We start from the raw sequence: 18,636 nt of genomic DNA on the forward strand, positions 1-18,636 counted from the left end.
CACCCGAACAAGGGGTTTTCGCAAGGGAATTGCAAGCGGCTGAAAGCGCTCGCACACGCTCGACGCAGCGCCGTGCACGCACTGTGAGTGAGCCCACAGACCCGGCACGCTCGGCCGGTGCGGGGCCGTGGCAGACTGGGGGCGTACCAGTGACGTCAGCGCACTCCGGGGTCGGTGAAAGTCCGAACCGGCGGTTACAGTCCGCGACCCGGTCGCCTCCAGCGGCCGGTTGACCAGGTGAAACTCCTGGACCGACGGTGAAAGTCCGGATGGGAGGCAGTGCGCGGCGGGCGAGACCGGTACACCGCCCCGGTCGGCGGGAGCCGCCGTGCCAAGCACGGAGAGGCCCTTCGTGCCCGGCGGTGCCCCGGCCCCGATGCCCGTAAAGGTCCCGAAGCGCCCCGGAGTCCGTGCCCGAAGAGGCAGGAGAGACCCGGTGGCCACCGACGCAGCAGCCGCAGTGTCAGCCCCTTCCGCCGAACCGGCCGAACGGGCCGCCATGCGCCGTGCCGTCGAACTCGCCGCCCGCGGCCTCGGATCCACCAGCCCGAACCCCGTCGTCGGCTGCGTCGTGCTCAGCCCCGAGGGCTATCCCGTCGGCGAGGGCTGGCACCAGCGGGCCGGCGGTCCGCACGCCGAGATCCACGCGCTGGCCGAGGCCGGCGACGACGCCCGCGGCGGCACCGCCGTCGTCACTCTCGAACCCTGCGACCACACCGGCCGTACGGGCCCCTGCTCCGAGGCGCTCATCGAGGCGGGCATCGCCCGCGTCGTCTACGCCGTCGCCGACCCGTCCGCGACCGGCGGCGCACAGCGGCTCGCCGCGGCGGGCCTCGACGTCGTTCGGGGCCTGCTGGCCGACGAGGCCGCGGCGGGCAACGCCGCATGGCTCACCTCGGTGCGGCTGAAGCGTCCGTACGTCGTGTGGAAGTACGCCGCGACGCTCGACGGGCGCATCGCCGCCGCCGACGGCTCCAGCCGCTGGATCACCTCCGACGAGTCCCGCGCCGACGTGCACCGGCTGCGCGCCCGTACCGACGCCGTGCTCGTGGGCTCCGGTACGGCACGCGCCGACGATCCGCATCTGGCGGTGCGCGGAGTGCCGGGCGCGGTGCAGCCGCTGCGCATCGTCGCCGACACGGAGGCCGCCGCGGTGCGGCCCGGGGCACGCGTCCTGGACGGCACCGCACCCACCCTCCTCGCGGTCGCCGAGGACGCGGACACCGGCGGGGCGGCCGGCAGCGGCGAACTCGAAGGCGCCGTAGAGGTGTTGAGGCTGCCACGCGCCGGAGGCGGACGGCCCGGCCTGGATCTGGCCGCGCTGCTTCAGGAGCTGTACGCACGGGACGTCCGCTCACTGCTGCTGGAGGGCGGTCCGACGCTCGCGGCCGCCTTCGTACGAGCCGGAGCCGTCGACGAAGTCATCGGCTATGTCGCGCCGGTGCTGCTGGGCGCGGGGCCCGCCGCGCTCGGCGACGCCGGAATCGCCACGATCGCGCAGGCGTTGCGGCTGAAGGTGACCGAAACCGCCCGGCTGGGCCCGGACTTGCGCATCACCGCCGTACCCGAGGAATCCGTACGGGCGGGGGCCACCGGTGCCGCCGCCGCGACCACCGCCGCACCCGCCGTGGCACCCGCCGCCGCGACCGCCACGGGCGCCACGACCGCCGTCGCGGCATCCACCGGTTCCACCGCCACGTCCACCACCACTGCCGTCAGCACCGCTGTCACCGAGGAGTCCTGAGTGTTCACCGGAATCGTCGAAGAGCTGGGCGAGGTCGTCGCCGTCGAGGAACTGCCGGGCGCCGCCCGCCTCCGGCTGCGCGGCCCCCTCGTCACCGAGGGCGCGCGCCACGGCGAGTCGATCGCCGTCAACGGCGTCTGCCTCACCGTCGTCGAGGCTTCAGGGGGAGAGTTCACGGCGGACGTCATCGGCGAGACCCTCGCCCGCTCCAGCCTCGGCGCCCTGACCGCGGGCTCCCGCGTCAACCTGGAACGCCCGATGGCGCTGGGCGGCAGGCTCGACGGACACCTCGTGCAGGGCCACGTCGACGGCACCGGCACCATCGCCGAGCGGACCGCGGACGGCACGGTGCGGATCCAACTGCCGCCGGAGCTGGCCAAGTACATCGTCGAGAAGGGGTCCATCACGGTCGACGGGGTGAGCCTCACCGTCGTGGAGGCGGGCGACGCCCACTTCACCGTCAGCCTGATCCCCACCACGCTGGAGCTGACCACCCTCGGCGTCAAACAGCTCGGGGACCCGGTCAATCTGGAGGTCGACGTACTGGCCAAGTACGTCGAGCGGCTGCTCACCCACGACGGGAGCGGCACGGTCGCCCAGAGGGCCGCCCACGAGGACAGGGCTGTGCACGGCGACCGGGCTGTGCACGATGACAAGGAAGCGGTCCGGTGAACCCCGTGGCCCTGCTCGGCGACGAGGCGTTCACGGCCTTCGGCCAGCACGTCATCTACTCCGACCTCATCGGCAACGTGATCGGCCTGGCCGGTCTCGCGCTGGGCTGGCGCCGTTCCGTGCTCACCTGGCCCGTGCAGGTGCTGGCCGGGGCCGTGCTCGTCTGCGCCTACTACCAGGCCCAGCTCGCGGGCGGAGTCGGCAAGCAGCTCCTCGTCGTGGCCGTGGCGCTGTGGGGCTGGTGGCAGTGGCGCCGCGGCAACCGCACCGCCGAGGACGGCGCGATCACCGTGCGCTTCGCGACCCCGCGGGAACGCGGCGTGCTGCTGGCCGGGACCGTACTCGGAACCCTCGTCGTCGGCGGGCTCTTCACGCTCGCGCCGAAGCTGTCCTGGAACCCCTGGCCGGACGCGTACATCTTCGTCGGCACCCTCGCCGCGATGACCGCACAGGCGCGCGGGCTCGTGGAGTTCTGGTTCGCCTGGCTCCTGGTCGACGTCGTCGGCGTCCCGCTGGCCTTCAGCAGCGGGCTTCCCTTCTCCGGACTGGTCTACGTCCTCTATCTCGGCCTCGTGCTGTGGGGCATGCGCAGCTGGTGGCTGAGGACCCGCAGCGCAGCACCGGCGGTCTCCCTGCCCCGGGATTCCGCCGTCGAAGGAGTACGTCCATGAACAGGCCCGGCAGCGTCGCCGGGCCGCCGCCCGGCACGACCGGCCCCCACGGGCCGCCCCGAGGAGGCGCAGCGATGAGCGCAGCCACCCCCGGCCGGCACGCGGACGGCGAAGCCGCCGCCGCGCCCGGACCGGACCGCACCCACGACGGCTTCGGACCCGAGAGCTTCGGACCCGAGGGCTTCGGCCCCGGCGGTTTCACCGCCGACGACTTCGCCGCGGACGGCTTCGGCCCCGGCGAGTTCACGCTCGACCCCGTCGAGCGCGCCATAGCCGACATGGCCCTCGGCCGTCCCGTGGTGGTCGTCGACGACGAGGACCGGGAGAACGAGGGCGATCTGATCGTCGCCGCCGAGCGGATCACCCCCGAGATCGTCGCCTTCATGATGAGCGAGTGCCGGGGCCTGATCTGCACGCCCATGGAGGCCGCCGACCTGGACCGGCTCGACGTGCCGCAGATGGTCGAGCACAACTCCGAGTCGATGGGCACGGCCTTCACCGTCTCCGTCGACGCCACCGCGGACCACGGCGTCACCACCGGCATCTCCGCCGGGGACCGTGCCACCACCATCCGGCTGCTGGCAGATCCGGAGGCCGTGCCGTCCGACTTCGTACGGCCGGGCCACGCCTTCCCGCTGCGGGCCCGGCCCGGCGGCGTGCTGGCCCGCGCCGGGCACACCGAGGCGGGAGTCGACCTGGCGCGGCTGGCCGGGCTGCGGCCCGCCGCCGCCATCGTCGAGATCGCGGCCGAGGACGGCACGATGCTGCGGCTGCCCGAACTGCTGCCGTTCGCCCGCAAGCACGGCCTCGCGGTGATCTCCATCGAGGACCTGATCGCCTACCGCAGGGCGCGCGCAGGGCAGGAGCACGAGGGGCCCGCGGACGCCGAGCGGCACCGGCCGGAACCGGCCGCCTTGCACCTGCCCGCGGACTCCGCACCTGCCACGTCCGCCACACCTGCCACGTCCGCCGGGGTCGCGTCGACCGCAGCGAACGCGGCGACGGTCGGATCCATGGAGCCTTCGGAGCCCGTCGTGCTGCGCGAAGCGGCCACGCGGCTGCCCACCCGCCACGGCGAGTTCCGGGCGTACGGCTACCGCTCCGCCGCCGACGGCGTCGAGCACATCGCCCTGGTCGCCGGTGATCCCACCGCGGACGGCGGCGAGGACGTGCTGGTGCGGGTCCACTCCGAGTGCCTCACCGGCGACGTCTTCGGGTCGCTGCGCTGCGACTGCGGCACGCAGCTGGACGCCTCCCTGGAGGGGGTGCAGTCCGAGGGCCGCGGGGTGGTGGTGTACCTGCGCGGGCACGAGGGCCGCGGCATCGGGCTGCTGTCGAAGCTGCGCGCCTACGAGCTCCAGGAGCGGGGCCGCGACACCCTCGACGCCAACCTCGAACTGGGGCTGCCGGCCGACGCCCGCGACTACGCCGCCGCCGCCCGGATCCTCGCGGACCTGGGCGTACGCTCCCTGCGGCTGATGACCAACAACCCGGAGAAGTCCGAGGCGCTCACCCGCCACGGACTGCGGGTCCAGGAGCGGGTGGCGATGCCCGTGGAGGCGGGCGAGCACAATCTGCGCTATCTGCGCACCAAGCGCGACCGCATGGGCCACGAACTGCCGTGGCTCGAGGCGCAGAAGGCCTCGCCGTGCGGCAGCCAGTGACGGCCGCGCCGAGCGTCGCGGACAGCGCGCCCCGCACGTACGAGCAGCACGAGCAACACGAAGAGCACGAAGAGCACGAAGAACGCGAACTGCGTCAACGGTACGAACAGCGAGCGAGCGCCGGGCGCGGAGTGAACCGTACGAACGGTACGGAGCACGCCGCCGCAGCCGGCCGGAGTGAGGAGCGAGGAACGTGAGCGGCAAGGGCGCCCCCGGACTGTCCGTCGAGGACGTCGAGAACTGCGGCGAACTGCGAGTGGCGGTGGTCGCCGCCCAGTGGCACGAGACGGTGATGGACGGACTCGTGGCCGGCGCCCTGCGCGCCGCACGGGAGCTGGGCACGGGCGAGCCGACGCTGCTGCGCGTCCCCGGCAGTTTCGAACTCCCCGTCGCGGCCGGGGTGCTCGCGCGCTCCGGCTACGACGCGGTCGTCGCGCTCGGCGTCGTCATCCGCGGCGGTACGCCGCACTTCGACTACGTATGCCAGGGCGTCACCCAGGGCCTGACGCAGGTGAGCGTCGAGACCGGCGTCCCCGTCGGCTTCGGTGTCCTCACCTGCGACGACGAGCAGCAGGCCCTGGACCGCGCCGGGCTTGCGGGCTCTTCCGAGGACAAGGGCCACGAGGCCGTGACGGCCGCCGTGGCGACCGCGGCGGCGCTGCGGAAGGCGGCCGTCTGACCGCCGTCTGATCGCCGTCCGACCGGCCTCCGGGCGGCGAGACCCGGAGGCCGCAGGTCCCCGGCCGCCACGTAGAGTTGGGAACACCATGGCGAACAAGACATTCGAGGAGCTCTTCGCGGAGCTCCAGCACAAGGCCGCCGACGGCGACCCCATCACCTCGCGCACGGCGGAACTGGCCGCGCAGGGCGTCCACTCCATCGGCAAGAAGATCGTCGAAGAGGCCGCCGAGGTGTGGATGGCCGCCGAGTACGAGGGTGACGAGCGCACCGCGGAGGAGATCTCGCAGCTCCTCTACCACCTCCAGGTCATGATGATCGCCCGCGGCGTCTCGCTGGAGGACGTATACGCTCACCTCTGAGCCCGCCGCCCTGCTCCCGTCCCGCCCTGTCCCGCAGTCCTTCCGCGGCTCACCGCCCCGCTCTTGCTCGTCGTACGCTCCCTCTCCACCACCTCCCTTCGGGCCGCTCGAGCCCGAACACCCCACCCACGCAAAGGAAGCCCGCACCATGCTGCGCATCGCCGTCCCCAACAAGGGTTCACTCTCCGAGCCTGCGGCGGAGATGCTTCATGAGGCCGGATACAAGCAGCGCAAGGACCGCCGTGAACTGGTGCTGACGGACACGGAGAACGACGTCGAGTTCTTCTTCCTGCGGCCCCGCGACATCGCCGTGTACGTCGGCTCCGGAAAGCTCGACATCGGCATCACCGGGCGCGATCTGCTGCTGGACTCCGGTGCGAACGCCGAGGAGATCCTCCAACTCGGCTTCGCCGGCTCGACGTTCCGCTACGCCACCCGTCCCGGCACCGCCAAGGACGTGCGCGACTTCGGCGGCATGGCCGTCGCCACGTCTTTCTCCGGCATCGTCAGCAGGCACCTCGCGGAGCACGGAGTGGACGCCTCCGTCGTCCACCTCGACGGCGCCGTGGAGACCGCCATCCAGCTCGGAGTGGCCGAGGTCATCGCCGACGTCGTGGAGACGGGCAGCACACTGCGCAACGCCGGGCTGGAGATCATCAGCGAGCCGATCCTCCACTCCGAGGCCGTCGTCGTGCGCGGCACCGACGCCGGTGACGACGACCCCAAGGTCCGCCAGTTCCTGCGCCGCATGCAGGGCGTCCTCGTGGCCCGCCGGTACGTGATGATGGACTACGACATCCGTGCCGAGCACCTGGAGCAGGCCGTCGCGCTCACCCCCGGACTGGAGTCGCCCACGGTGTCACCGCTGCATGACCAGGGCTGGGTCGCCGTACGCTCCATGGTGCGTACGAAGGAGGCGCAGCGGATCATGGACGACCTCTACGAGCTGGGCGCACGCGCCATCCTGACCACCGGCATCCACGCCTGCCGGCTGTGATCCGCCGAGCCGCAGCGCGTCCGCCAGGAGGATCCGCATGACCGAACCCCCCGCTCTGCCCGTCACGTTCCGCCCGACCCGCACGCGTGCCGTGCTGATCACTGTCGGCGTCGCCGTGTTCGCGGTGCTCACGCTCGTCGGGCTGATCCTTCCGGCCACGACTCCGGGGCAGCGGGTCAGTTTCGTGGTCACCGGGCTGCTGTTCCTGGGCGTACTGCTTCTGCTGTCGCGTCCGCATGTGACCGCCGACGAGGAGGGAGTCACCGTGGTCAATCTGACGACGCGGCGGCGCCTCGAATGGGCGGAAGTGCTGCGCGTCAATCTCCGCCAGGGCGACCCGTGGGTCGGCCTGGACCTCGCCGACGGTACGAGCCTGCCCGCCATGGGCATCCAGCCCGGGATCGCCAAGGAGCGGGCCGTCGCCGACGCGGTGGCGCTGCGTGCGCTGGCGGAGCGGTACGGCACGGGGGAGACGGTGCGCTGATGCGCTGACAGGCCCCGGCGGACCCCGACCGCGATCGCATTCGCACCGGGCGTCCCCATGCGCGCCGGGCTTCGGCATACGTACCGGCACTCCGCGGGAGCCCTCCCGGCCACACCCCGGCGCGGTGCCGTCACAGCCCGCACCGGCGGCCCCCGCGGAATCAACTCCTCCGTCGGCTGCCTCTGCCGCCCGCCGCACGGACGTGTTTACTCTGGTCGGAACGGCGCATCCGCCGCCCCGGCCCCCACCCCGATTCGCAACCGCGCCCCGCAATCCCGCAACCCGAGGAGTGACCCCCGTCAGAGATGGACGGATCGTCCTGTAGTACCTGCGCTGTGTCCCCCACCCTCTTGCGGGGAGACACAGCATGACCCTTTCGCTCGTGCTCCTCTCCGCCGCGTTCGTACTGGTCCTCGCCAACGGCTTCTTCGTCGCAGCCGAGTTCGGCCTCGTCACCGTCGAACGCCCCGAAGCCGAACGGGCCGCCGCCGAAGGCGACCGCCGGGCCCGCGCCGTCACCGCGGCGCTGCATGAACTCTCCTTCCAGCTCTCCGGCACGCAGCTCGGCATCACCCTCACCTCCCTCGTCGTCGGCATGCTCTGCGAGCCGGCGCTCGCCCGGCTGCTGAGCGGTCCGCTGACGGCGACGGGCCTGCCCGAGGGCGCGGTGCCCGGAACCGCCGTCACCGTCGGCATGTTCGTGGCCTCCGCCGTGCAGATGGTCGTCGGCGAACTGGTGCCCAAGAACTGGGCGGTCTCGCGGCCGCTGGCCGTGGCCCGGTTCGTCGCGGGGCCGCAGCGGGTGTTCTCCGCGGCGTTCCGTCCCGTGATCAGGCTGCTCAACACGGTCGCCAACCGCATCGTCCGGGCCTTCGGCGTGCAGCCCGCTGAGGAGCTGGCCTCGGCACGCACACCCGCCGAACTCGTCTCCCTCGCACGGCACTCCGCGCGTGCGGGAGCCATCGAGGAGGACACCGCGGACCTCTTCGTGCGGACGCTGTCCCTCGCCGGCCTGACCGCGCAGCACGTGATGACGCCCCGGGTGCGGGTCAGCGCGCTCCAGTCCGGCGCCACCGTGGAGGACGTCGTCAACCTCACGCGCGCCACCGGCCTTTCGCGCTTCCCGGTCTGCCGTGAGCGGCTCGACGAGATCACCGGCACCGCCCACCTGAAGGACGCGCTCGCCGTTCCCGCGCAGGAGCGGCTGCGCACGCCCGTGGACGACATCACCGAACCGGCGCTGCTCGTACCGGAGACGCTGCCCGTGCAGCCGCTGCTGGAGCGGCTGCGCAGGGAGGCACCCATAGCCGTCGTCGTCGACGAGTACGGAGGCACGGCCGGCGTGGTCACCCTGGAGGACATCGTCGAGGAGCTCGTCGGCGAGGTGCGCGACGAGCACGACGGCGTCGACGTGCCCGCGCTCGCCCCCGCGGCCCCCGACCCCGAGGGCCGCCCCGCCTGGGACGCCGACGGCGGCTGCCGCGTGGACATGCTGCGCCGCATCGGACTGCACGCTCCGGACGGGCCGTACGAGACGGTGGCCGGGCTGGTCGCCGACCGCCTCGGACGGATCCCCGCTCCCGGCGACACCGCTCATCTGCCAGGCGCTCCCGGTGAGTTCGGCTGGTCGCTGCGGGTCCGTCTCGTCGACCACCACCGCGCCGAACGGGTCCGCATCGTACGTACGGGAGAGAGCGGGCGGGCCGTCCCGCTGCCTCCGCAGGGCGCGACTCCGCAAGGGGCGTCCGTGCAGGGCGCGTCCGCGCAGGCCGTGCCCCCGGAGGGCGCGCAGGAGCCGGACGTCGCCGTGGACGCCGTCCGGATCGACGCCGTGCCCGCGGAGAGGAGTTCGCGGTGAGCATCCTCCAACTCCTCTTCGCCGCACTGCTCGTGCTCGCCAACGGCTTCTTCGTCGGCGCCGAGTTCGCCCTCGTCTCGGTGCGCCGCAGCCAGGTCGAGCCGCTCGCCGCGGCCGGATCGGCCCGTGCGCGGCAGGTGCTGGCCGGCCTGGAGAGCCTGCCGCAGATGATGGCTGCCGCGCAGTTCGGCATCACGGTGTGCTCGCTGACGCTGGGCGCCGTGGCCGAACCGACCATCGCCCGGCTGCTGGAGCCGCTCTTCGACGTGGTGCGGCTGCCGGAGGCGCTGATCCATCCCGTCGGCTATGTCGTGGCACTGGCCGTCGTCGTCGCCGCCCACCTCGTCATCGGCGAGATGGTGCCGAAGAACCTGGCGATGGCGGCGCCCGAACGCACCGCCCTGTGGCTCGGCCCGGCCCTGGTGGCCTTCGCGCGGCTGTGCCGCCCGGTGACCGCCGGCCTCGGCAGCTGCTCCAGGGTCGTGCTGCGGCTCTTCCGCGTCGAGCCCAAGGACGAGGTCGAGGCCGCCTTCACCAGCGAACAGCTCACCGGTCTCCTCGCCGACTCCCGGCAGGCCGGACTGCTGGACCACGAGGAGCACGAACGCCTCTCCGACGCCCTCGAACTCGGCACCCGCCCGCTGACGGACGTGCTCCTCACCCGCGGTTCGCTGGTGACCGTGGGCCCCGGGGTCACGCCCCGGCAGGTCGAGGAGCTGACCGTCCGCACCGGCTACTCGCGCTTCCCCATCTGCGCACCCGACGGGGCGTTCATGGGCTATCTCCACGTGAAGGACATACTCGACCTCACCGACGACGTGACCGGGCACGACAGCGCCGTACCGCAGCACCTGTGGCGTTCCATGACGACGCTGCGCGCCGAACTGCCCCTGGACGACGCCCTCGCGGCGATGCGGAACGCCGCATCCCATCTCGCGGCGGTCGCGGACGCCTCGGGACGGGTGCTTGGCCTCGCGGCGCTGGAGGACGTACTGGAGATGCTCGTCGGCGAAGTCCACGACCCGGCGCACGAGTCGGCGGGCGCACCCCCGAAGCAGCGCGGCGGCAGCGGACCGTCCGGCGGCACGGGCCCGACGGCGGCCGGCCGGACAGGACAAGAGGGCGAACGGCCGTCGGGGGAGGACGCCCCGGAGGGGCCCGTCAGGACAGCGGAGGCGGAGGATCGAGGCGCGGACCGTCCGGACCCCGCCCGGAGAGCACCTCACCGTACGCCTGCATGAGGTCCGGCAGCCGCAGCGTGGCGAGGTCGTCCCGCGTCGGGACGCCCGGGTAGCCGGAGAGGCGCAGATCGCGGTAGGCGCAGCTCTTCTCGTAAAGCGTGCGCAGGAAGCGGCCGTTGCCCAGCTCGTCGACCCAGCCCTGGTCGACGACGTGGCCGCTGATGCTGCGCATCTCCTCCAGTGCCTCCTCGTCCCACACGTCGCCGTTCTCCGCGGCGAGCACCTCGCCGATCGCGGTCAGCTCAAGCGGCCGGTAGCTGGGGAAGTCGACGCGGGTCGTGAAGCGTGAGGACAGGCCGGGGTTGGCGGCCAGCAGGCGGTCCATGCCCTCCCGGTACCCGGCGAGGATCACCACGAGCTGGTCGCGGTTGTCCTCCGCGCGTTTCAGCAGCACCTGGAGCGCCTCGTCGCCGTACGCGTCGCCCTTGCTGTAGCCGGAGTTGGACAGCGCGTACGCCTCGTCGACGAAGAGCACACCGCCGAGCGCCGAGTCGATCAGCTCGTTGGCCTTCACCGCCGTCTGGCCGAGGAACTCGCCCACCAGATCGGCCCGTTGGGCCTCCACGAGGTGGTCGCCGCCCAGGAGCCCCAGCGCGTAGAAGGCCCTGCCGAGGATGCGCGCCACCGTCGTCTTGCCCGTGCCGGACGGCCCGGAGAAGACGAAGTGCCGCTTCGGCGGCTGCACCGGCAGACCCTGGGCGGCACGCAGCCGGGCCATGTGAAGCTGCGCCGACAGCGCCCGCACCTGCCGCTTGACCGGCTCCAGGCCGACCATCCGCTCCAGCTCGTCCAGGGCCTGCGCCAGCAGTACGGGGTCGGAGGGGCCCGTCAGCACACGGTCGGCGGCGGCGCTGCCGGTGTGCGGCACCATCCGGTCCCGTACGGCGTCGGAGTCGACGCGCACGGGCTCCGCCGGGTCGCCGGAGTCCTCCAGGCGCAGCGCGTCGGCGCCGGGGTCGACGTCCGGGTCGGCGTTCTCCGCGGGGTCGGGCATCACGTCGGCACCGCCGACGCCGTCCAGGCCGTCGAATCCGTCGATGCCCGCGCCCGCCCCCGACGGGGCGGCACCGGAGCCGCCTCCCGCGCCCGTGCCGGGGGAGTCGGCGGCGGAGGGCTCGGCGGCGTCCATGCCGCCCTCGTACGCTCCGTCCGGACCCTCCAGGCCGTCCTGAGCCCTGCGGCCCCCCGCGCCCGCACCCGTGTCGGTGCCGGCCAGGGTGATCGCCGTGGCCAGGTCGCCGTTGTCGCCCAGACCGTCGCCGTCGGCGATGGTGGTCAGCCTCGCGGCGGTGTCCATGAAGGCGGGGTCGATGCGGTGGACCGCGCGGTACAGCGGCAGGGCCGAGGCGCTGCGCCCGGTGCCCTCACGGGCGCGCGCCAGCCAGTAGCGAAGCTCCTTGCGCTGCGGCTGCTCGCTGCGGCAGCGCATCAGCGCGGCGGCCAGCAGCGGCTCCGCCTGCCCGTACATCTCCAGCCTCACCCGCGCCATCCCCGCGAACAGCCCCGCCTCTATGCCCAGCAGGGCGTCGTCGACGAGAGGTTCGGTGTGCGCCACGAGGCGCTCCCAGTCCTTGGCGAGATAGGCGCGGCACGCGTGCAGGAAACGCACCTGCGGATCGGTCTCCACGGGCGGGCAGTCCGCCAGCGCCCGGTCCAGCTCCGCGACATGGCGTCCGTCCAGCCAGTGCGAGGCGTGCGCCAGCAGCAGATCGCGGTCGCTCTCCAGCACCGGCTGCACCCACCAGCCCAGCCAGTACCAGGAGTTGAGGTTACGGGCGTGACGCGAGCGCTGCTCGCCGAAGCGGCCGCGGTTGTGGTACATGCGCAGCAGGGCCGTCGCGGTGTCGGCGCGCAGCGCGTGCAGTCCGAGCCAGCCGTCGGCCATGCCGGGGTCGAGCCGTACTGCGGTGTGGAACTCCTCCTCGGCCTGGGCGTACTGGCCGATCGTGTAGGCGTCCACGCCGCGCAGCCAGGCAAGGTCGGCAGGGGTGTGCAGATGCGGGCCGCCCTGCCTGCCGTAGTCCATCACGTCCCCCACGAAACGTCCCCCGTCATCCGCCGACGGCCCGCCCGCTCAGCCCCCGGGGCCGTGCGCCCCCGGAGCCCCGGCGCCGGGCAGCCGGATGAGGTGTGGGACGAACGTCCGTACTCCGGGCGGGAATTGAGGCTCGTTGCCCCTGGTCTGCCCGATGACCCGCGCCCCTACGCATCGTACCTGCGAGGTCGTCGCCGCCGAAGGGCGGTGGACCGGCCGCGGCAGGCGGCGCACGGCGGACACGATCCGGCAGTTGTGCGGTCACATACCGTGAACGACGCCACGGCTGGAACTCCCGGCGCGCGGACGCGGGCAGAACGAAGCCCCCGATCACGGGGGAACAACCGGGGGCTTCGCGTCCGCAGGCGACCTGTACAGACCGCCTGTTGGAAAAGTAATTCCTCCATGGCTCCCGGGTCAAGCGGCACCGGCGACCTGCATACGGAAGGAGTCCCGGAGAGCCCCAACGGGTCACCGAGCGTGAGGAGTTGGGACTGTCAGCGTCCTCCCGCAGGTCCCTTGCCCACCTCGTATCCCGGCTCTCCCTGACGCACCACGAAATTCGCGAATGAATGCGAGGAGTCCTCCGCGAAATGCATCATCTCGGCGCGGCTCCACGCGTCCCAGAATTCCGCGAGCCGAATGCCGTCCCGTCGCCGGCCTCGCCGCCACGCTTCCTCGGGCGCCATGTCCATCCACAGCAGGCAGGCCAGATACGGGCGCAGTGCGCGCCTGCCCGCCCCGACCCCCTCGACGAGGACCACGGGCGCGGGCGGCAGCGGCTTCACGGCGCCGGGACCCGAGGGGAAGCACCCGGCGTGCCAGTCGTACGGCGTGTAGCGCGCGGTGCGCCCCAGCGACAGGGGAGTGAGCACCTGCTCGAAGAGCCGGTCCGTCCAGCCGAAGAAGTCCTCGTGAGAGGCGAGATCGTCGAGATGCAGCACGGGAGCGCCGCCGAGGGCGCCGGCCAGCAGCCCGGCGAAAGTGGTCTTGCCGGAGCCCGCGTGTCCGTCCACGGCGACGAGGCGTACGGGGCCGCAGGACGGCGGCAGGGCGCGCACCAGGGCGGCGAGACCGTCGGTGCCGGGCCCGCAAGCGGAACGCTCCGATATGCGACCGGGTATGGGAAGGCCCGAAGATGCGGAGGATCCGGGTGGGCCGTGGGACCTGGACACCGGGCCAGCCTACGGTTCCCCCGCCTGGCGCCCGCACCTCTCCGGCGTCAGTGGTCCACGCCAATAATGGTGTGTGCGTCGGAGCCGGACTTCTGGCCGACCGGGCGCCGTAGCGGGGATAGTGGCACCCTGACGCGCACCTGCCGCACGGGAACCGAGGTTGAGGGATCTATGGGATCGAAGTCCATGAACAGCAGACCCGCCACGCGCCGTACCGTACTGGCCGCCGCGGTCGCCACAGCCGCCGCGGCGGCAGCCTCGCCCGCCTCGGCCGCGGAGCGCGCCGGCCGCCCCGGCACGGCGCGAGCCGCTAAGCCGAAGATCTCGCTGCACAGCTGGAACACCCGCGGCGACTGGGCGTCGGGCAAGGAGGAGGGCACGCGCGCCACCGGCCGGGACCGTCCCGCCGTCGTCTTCGAGACCCCGCAGGGCACCACCCGCTACAAGGACCCGCACACCGGCGAGAGCGCCACCTGGGAGTACGCGACGTGGACGTCGCCGCTGCGCCCCGCCGGCATCGCGGCGGGGGAGATCATCACCTCGTGGAACGCGCACACCCCCAAGGGCACCTGGCTGCGCGTCGAGCTCCAGGGGCTCTACTCCGACGGCAAGAAGACGCCCTGGTACACGATGGGCGTCTGGACCTCCGGTGACGGCAAGGACGTTCCGCGGCGCACCTCCGTCGACGACCAGAGCGACGGCAAGTCCAGCGTGTGGACCGACACCCTGTCCATCGACGAGCTCGACGGCGGACTGCGGTTCGTGGCGTACCAGGTGCGTCTGACGCTCCACCGCGCTCTGGCCAGCGGCGCCGAGCCCGCCGTGTGGCGGCTGAGCGCGATGGCTTCGGACGTTCCCGACCGCTTCGAGGTCCCCGCGTCGAAGCCCGGCCCGGGCCGCGGCATCGAGCTGGAGGTGCCGCGCTTCTCGCAGGAGATCCACAAGGGGCAGTACCCCGAGTACGACGGCGGCGGCGAGGCGTGGTGCAGCCCGACCTCGTCGACGATGATCCTCGAGCACTGGGGCCGTACGCCGTCGAAGAAGGACCTGGAGTGGGTCGACCCGGACTTCGCCGACCCGCAGGTCTGCCACGCGGCCCGCTACACCTTCGACTACCAGTACGAGGGCTGCGGCAACTGGCCGTTCAACGCCGCCTACGCGGCCACCTACCGCGGCATGGAGTCCGTGGTCACCCGGCTCGGCAGCCTCACCGACGTGGAGCGTCTGGTCGCGGCCGGCATCCCCGTCATCACGTCGCAGTCCTTCATCGAGTCGGAGCTCGACGGCGCGGGTTACGGCACCGCCGGTCACCTGATGACCGTCATCGGCTTCACGCAGGACGGGGACGTCATCGCCAACGACCCCGCCTCGGAGGACGACGACGCGGTACGCCACGTCTACAAGCGCCGCCAGTGGGAGAACATCTGGCTGCGCACCAAGCGCAAGGACGAGGACGGCAAGGTCAAGTCCGGTACGGGCGGCGTGTGTTACCTCTTCTTCCCCCGGGACCTCTCGTCCGGCCAGCGCCGCGTGCTGCGGGACCTGGGGGTGCGCTGAGGCGGCCGTCCGGCCCGTCGAGCGTTCGGCGCGAGGCGGGGGCACCGATGACGTGACGCGCTTACGGTTTCCGCCCGCCGCGGTCCCTCTCAGGTGACCGCGGCGGGCGACGACCGTGCCCCGGGCCGGCCCGCCGCGAACGTGCCGCCGGGCGGCGTGGCCGCTGCCGGGAGGCGTGGCCGGAGCGGATCCGTCAGCCCGGCAGGGACACCAGGCCCCGCTCGGGCGAGTTGACCAGCACGGCCAGATTGCCCGGCGGCTGGTTGTTCTCGTACAAGACCTGATGGCTTTCGCCGATGTCCTCGAAGCTGTCGACACGGGACAGACAGGGGTCGATGCTGCCCGCCGCGACCAGCGTGGTGATGTCCCGGCACTGTTGCAGGTTCGCGAAGTGCGAGCCCTGGAGCCGCTTCTGCCGCATCCACAGGTGGCGAAGGTCGACGTCGCCGTTGTAGCCGCTCGTCCCGCCGCAGATCACGACCATGCCCGCGGTGTCGCACACCAGCAGCGAGGTCGGGATCGTCGCCTCCCCGGAGTGCTCCAGCACGATCTTCGGCGACGCCCGGGTGCCGAGGATCTCCCAGATCCGCTTGCCGAATCCCCGCGCCTGCTTCGTCCAGGCGGCCGACGCCTCGTGGTCGTCGATGTCCGGCAGCCGTCCCCAGTGGTCGAAGTCGTTGCGGTTGATGACGCCTTCGGCCCCGAGCTTGAGGCAGTAGTCCGCACGGTCGTCACTTGAGACGACGGCGATCGGGATGCCGCCGCGCTGCCGGGTGATCTGGATCGCCATGGACCCGAGCCCTCCCGCACCGCCCCAGATCAGCACCGGATCGCCGGGGTTCACGACGTGGGGGTGCCAGCCGCACAGCTGCCGGTAGGCCGTGGCCCCGGTCAGCAGGTAGCACGCGGCCTCCTCCCAGGTCAGATGCGGGGGCTTCGGCAGGCACTGGTAGTCCTTCACCACGGTGAACTGCGCGAACGAGCCGCCGTTCAGCTCGTAGCCCCACACCTTCTGGCTCTGCGAGGTCATCGGGTCGGCGCCCAGGCGGATGTCCTGCGCGTGCTCGTCCCACTGGCAGCCGGTCAGCACCACGTGGTCGCCGACCGCGACGCCGCTGGCTCCCTCGCCGACAGCCCAGACCACGCCGGAACCCTCGGAGCCGCCGATGTGGTAGTCCTCCGTGGCGCCCTGGCGCCTGCGCGCCGCGATCACGTCGAGCGGAGCGCCCAGCGCCGCCCATACGTTGTTGTAGTTGATCCCCGCAGCCATGACCATCACGAGGACCTCACCGCGGCCCGCGACCGGTGTCGGCACCACCTCGGTGCGGAACGCCTCGCGCGGCTCGCCGAACCGCTCGGGCCGGATGACCGAGGCGTACATCTCCTCGGGAATCTCGCCGAGTTCGGGGATCTCCCCTATGTCGCGGCGCTTTCCGTTCATGGCTGTGCTCCCTGTTTCCGACGGAGAGGATGCTGTCGCTCGGTGCGCTCGGTGCGCTCGGTGCGCTCGGCGCGGTTTCGCGGGCGGACGGGGCGAAGGGCGGGAGCGGGCCCGGCACCGGCGAGCCGCTGTGGGGGCGGCCTCGTCCGCTCCTTCCGGGTGCCCGGGAAGCGGGGCGGGCGGGTCCTGGCCGCCCGCCCCGCTTCCCTGTGGGGGGCTACTCGGCCGTGTTGGCGGCGACGATGCCCGCCCGCTTGAGGCGGGCGAAGAGCTGCTGCTGGACGGGCGTCAGCTTGTCCGCCAACTGCCGCTGGGTCGCGGTGCCTTCTTCGAGCAGGGCCACCAACTCTGCGACGCCTTCGCGTTCCAGGCCGCGGACCTCCTCGGAGTCCGCGACGTCCGGGAGGCTGAACCGCCGTGCCTTGACCGGGGCGGCGACCGGCGAGGTCACCGTGTCGCCGTTGGCGACCGGGTCGGCCCAGTAGTGCGCGTAGGCGGCCTTCGTCTTCTCGTCCACGTCGTTGTCGAACGGCGGCGCGGGCACGAACGCCTTGAAGCCCGGCACGTCCATCGCGATCGACTCGCGGACCACGGTCCCCTCGGCGAGCCGCAACGGGGTGTCCTCGGTGATCGGTTCGGGCTGTGCGGCCTCCAGCGCGCGGCTCAACGGGCCGGGGCCCTGCATCGGTGCGCCGGTGATGACCTGCATCAGGTTCGGCGTGACGGCGGTGTTGAGCAGCACGTCGAAAGTGCGCTCCTGGATGTCGAGGTCCGGGCCCTGGCCGCGGTGGCGCCAGTAGATGCTGTCCGGGTCGGCGTTGCCGAGCGCGTGGTACCACTGGTCGATCGAGAGCGCGAAGGTCTCGGCCATGCCGTGCCAGCCCTCGTCGTAGTCGCGCCACAGATCGCGCTTGGACTGTTCGTCGATGTCGCCGGCGATCGTCTGCTCCAGCAGCAGCGCGGCGTTCGCGGCCTGGTTGGTGGCGAAGGCCACGCCGGAGGAGAAGAGCGGGTCGACGAAGTAGGAGGCGTCGCCGACGAGCAGCCAGCGCTCGTCGAAGTCGGCGAACTGGCCGTTGATCATCGAGTAGTTGGTGGCGGTGAGCATGTGGTCCTGCACCGGGACCGCGTCCTGGATCAGGTCCTTGAGGAAGGGGACCTTGTTCACCGTGTCGATGAAGACCTTCTGGTCGGTGAAGTCGGTCTCCTTCTGCTTGAGGATCTCCGGGACGGTCACGATGCCGATCGAGTGGGTGGTGACCCGCTCCCCGTCGACGACCTTCTTCACGGGGATGTACCAGCACCAGCCGTCGCGGAAGGCGAAGCAACCGATGGGGGAGAGGTTGTCCTCGCGGAAGATGTTCCAGTCACCGGGCAGGCCCTGCGCCGGCTTGCCGCCGGTGAAGTGCTGCCAGATGGCGATGTTGCGATAGGTCGAGAGCCAGTCGCGCTTCTGCTTGGCGGCGATGCTGTTGCGGCGGCCCGAGGCGTCGACGAAGTAGGCGCCGCGCACGCTGCGTCCGTCCTTGAGCGTGACGGTGCAGCCGGTCTCGTCGGGGCTGAACGCCTTGACGGAGGTCTCCTCGAAAACGTCGACGCCGAGCGAGGCGGAGTGATCGAGGAGTATCTGGTCGAACTCCGAGCGGTTGACGTGGATGGCGAAGCGGTGGACGCCGTCCTCCATCGTGTTGCGGTGGTCGAAGAACGCCACCATCGGAGTCTCGCCCCAGTTGAAGATCCCCCCGAACTTCTTGACCCAGCAGTCGCTGGCGAGCACTTTCTCCAGCGCGCCGCTCTCCTCCAGGACGGGCATCATCTGGTGGGCGAAGGACTCGCCGATGTGCTCGCGCGGCATCTTCTCCTTCTCGAAGATGGCCACGCGCAGATCCGTCCGCTTCGCCAGCAGAGCGCCGAGCGTGGATCCGGCAGGGCCGCCGCCCATGATGAGCACGTCGTACTCGGAATCGAGTTCCCTGGCCACGGGAATACCTCCTGAATTCGGGATCGGTCGAGAGCCGACGCGCTGTCGAGTGGCGCTGGGCCTGGTGGGGCGGCCC

General features: G+C 72.1%; 15 protein-coding genes and 1 riboswitch. Of the genes, 11 read left to right on the forward strand and 4 right to left on the reverse strand.

Translation table 11 applies throughout. The features are described 5' to 3' along the window. The first annotated feature begins 156 nt into the window (after window positions 1-156). A riboswitch (FMN riboswitch) is annotated at window positions 157-287 on the forward strand. Window positions 288-499: 212 nt separating this feature from the next. The 10 genes from ribD (at window position 500) to HCC61_RS11425 (ending at window position 10,371) form a co-directional block, all read left to right on the forward strand. Further along, complete coding sequence (gene ribD, locus HCC61_RS11380; RefSeq protein ID WP_169135281.1) at window positions 500-1,744, forward strand: bifunctional diaminohydroxyphosphoribosylaminopyrimidine deaminase/5-amino-6-(5-phosphoribosylamino)uracil reductase RibD; 1,245 nt, start codon at window positions 500-502, stop codon at window positions 1,742-1,744. Then, on the forward strand, window positions 1,745-2,416 hold the full coding sequence (locus HCC61_RS11385; RefSeq protein ID WP_169135160.1) for a riboflavin synthase: 672 nt from the start codon (window positions 1,745-1,747) through the stop codon (window positions 2,414-2,416). Next, entirely contained in the window at window positions 2,413-3,087 is a 675-nt protein-coding gene (locus HCC61_RS11390; protein ID WP_169135161.1) for a nicotinamide mononucleotide transporter family protein, read from the forward strand. The genes HCC61_RS11385 and HCC61_RS11390 overlap by 4 nt, the downstream gene beginning before the upstream one ends. A 74-nt stretch (window positions 3,088-3,161) precedes the next feature. Continuing rightward, the gene (gene ribB, locus HCC61_RS11395) at window positions 3,162-4,751 is read left to right on the forward strand and encodes a 3,4-dihydroxy-2-butanone-4-phosphate synthase (protein WP_169135162.1); all 1,590 of its coding nucleotides are present in this window, start codon (window positions 3,162-3,164) and stop codon (window positions 4,749-4,751) included. Between the two features lie 193 nt (window positions 4,752-4,944). Further along, a complete protein-coding gene (gene ribH / locus HCC61_RS11400) occupies window positions 4,945-5,430 on the forward strand; it encodes a 6,7-dimethyl-8-ribityllumazine synthase (RefSeq protein ID WP_169135163.1) in 486 nt (161 codons plus the stop codon). 88 nt (window positions 5,431-5,518) lie between these two features. Then, the gene (locus tag HCC61_RS11405) at window positions 5,519-5,791 is read left to right on the forward strand and encodes a phosphoribosyl-ATP diphosphatase (protein ID WP_169135164.1); all 273 of its coding nucleotides are present in this window, start codon (window positions 5,519-5,521) and stop codon (window positions 5,789-5,791) included. A 148-nt stretch (window positions 5,792-5,939) separates the two neighbouring features. After that, complete coding sequence (hisG, locus tag HCC61_RS11410) at window positions 5,940-6,788, forward strand: ATP phosphoribosyltransferase (protein WP_169135165.1); 849 nt, start codon at window positions 5,940-5,942, stop codon at window positions 6,786-6,788. Window positions 6,789-6,825: 37 nt separating this feature from the next. Next, window positions 6,826-7,272: a PH domain-containing protein gene (locus HCC61_RS11415; protein WP_169135166.1), complete on the forward strand. Its 447-nt coding sequence runs from the start codon at window positions 6,826-6,828 to the stop codon at window positions 7,270-7,272. A gap of 367 nt (window positions 7,273-7,639) precedes the next feature. Beyond that, window positions 7,640-9,130, forward strand: coding sequence for a hemolysin family protein (locus HCC61_RS11420; protein ID WP_169135167.1), 1,491 nt, complete (start codon window positions 7,640-7,642; stop codon window positions 9,128-9,130). Beyond that, complete coding sequence (locus HCC61_RS11425; protein WP_169135168.1) at window positions 9,127-10,371, forward strand: hemolysin family protein; 1,245 nt, start codon at window positions 9,127-9,129, stop codon at window positions 10,369-10,371. Before HCC61_RS11420 ends, HCC61_RS11425 begins: the two co-directional genes overlap by 4 nt. Here the strand turns inward: HCC61_RS11425 and HCC61_RS11430 are convergent. Beyond that, window positions 10,292-12,397, reverse strand: a complete 2,106-nt coding sequence (locus tag HCC61_RS11430) for an AAA family ATPase (RefSeq protein WP_206322382.1) — start codon at window positions 12,395-12,397, stop codon at window positions 10,292-10,294. The genes HCC61_RS11425 and HCC61_RS11430 overlap by 80 nt on opposite strands. A 506-nt stretch (window positions 12,398-12,903) precedes the next feature. Beyond that, window positions 12,904-13,518: a hypothetical protein gene (locus HCC61_RS11435; protein WP_169135282.1), complete on the reverse strand. Its 615-nt coding sequence runs from the start codon at window positions 13,516-13,518 to the stop codon at window positions 12,904-12,906. A gap of 249 nt (window positions 13,519-13,767) precedes the next feature. Between HCC61_RS11435 and HCC61_RS11440 the strand changes: the two genes are divergently transcribed. Continuing rightward, window positions 13,768-15,138 (forward strand): peptidase C39 family protein, encoded by a 1,371-nt coding sequence (locus HCC61_RS11440; protein WP_169135170.1) that lies wholly within the window; start codon window positions 13,768-13,770, stop codon window positions 15,136-15,138. A 193-nt stretch (window positions 15,139-15,331) separates the two neighbouring features. Here HCC61_RS11440 and ccrA read toward each other — a convergent pair whose 3' ends face one another. Next, window positions 15,332-16,579: a crotonyl-CoA carboxylase/reductase gene (gene ccrA, locus HCC61_RS11445; protein ID WP_169135171.1), complete on the reverse strand. Its 1,248-nt coding sequence runs from the start codon at window positions 16,577-16,579 to the stop codon at window positions 15,332-15,334. Window positions 16,580-16,796: 217 nt separating this feature from the next. Next, on the reverse strand, window positions 16,797-18,560 hold the full coding sequence (locus HCC61_RS11450; RefSeq protein WP_169135172.1) for a tryptophan 7-halogenase: 1,764 nt from the start codon (window positions 18,558-18,560) through the stop codon (window positions 16,797-16,799). Between the last annotated feature and the right edge of the window lie 76 nt (window positions 18,561-18,636).

The organism is Streptomyces sp. HNM0575 (genome assembly GCF_012726265.1).
Taxonomy (GTDB): Bacteria; Actinomycetota; Actinomycetes; order Streptomycetales; family Streptomycetaceae; genus Streptomyces.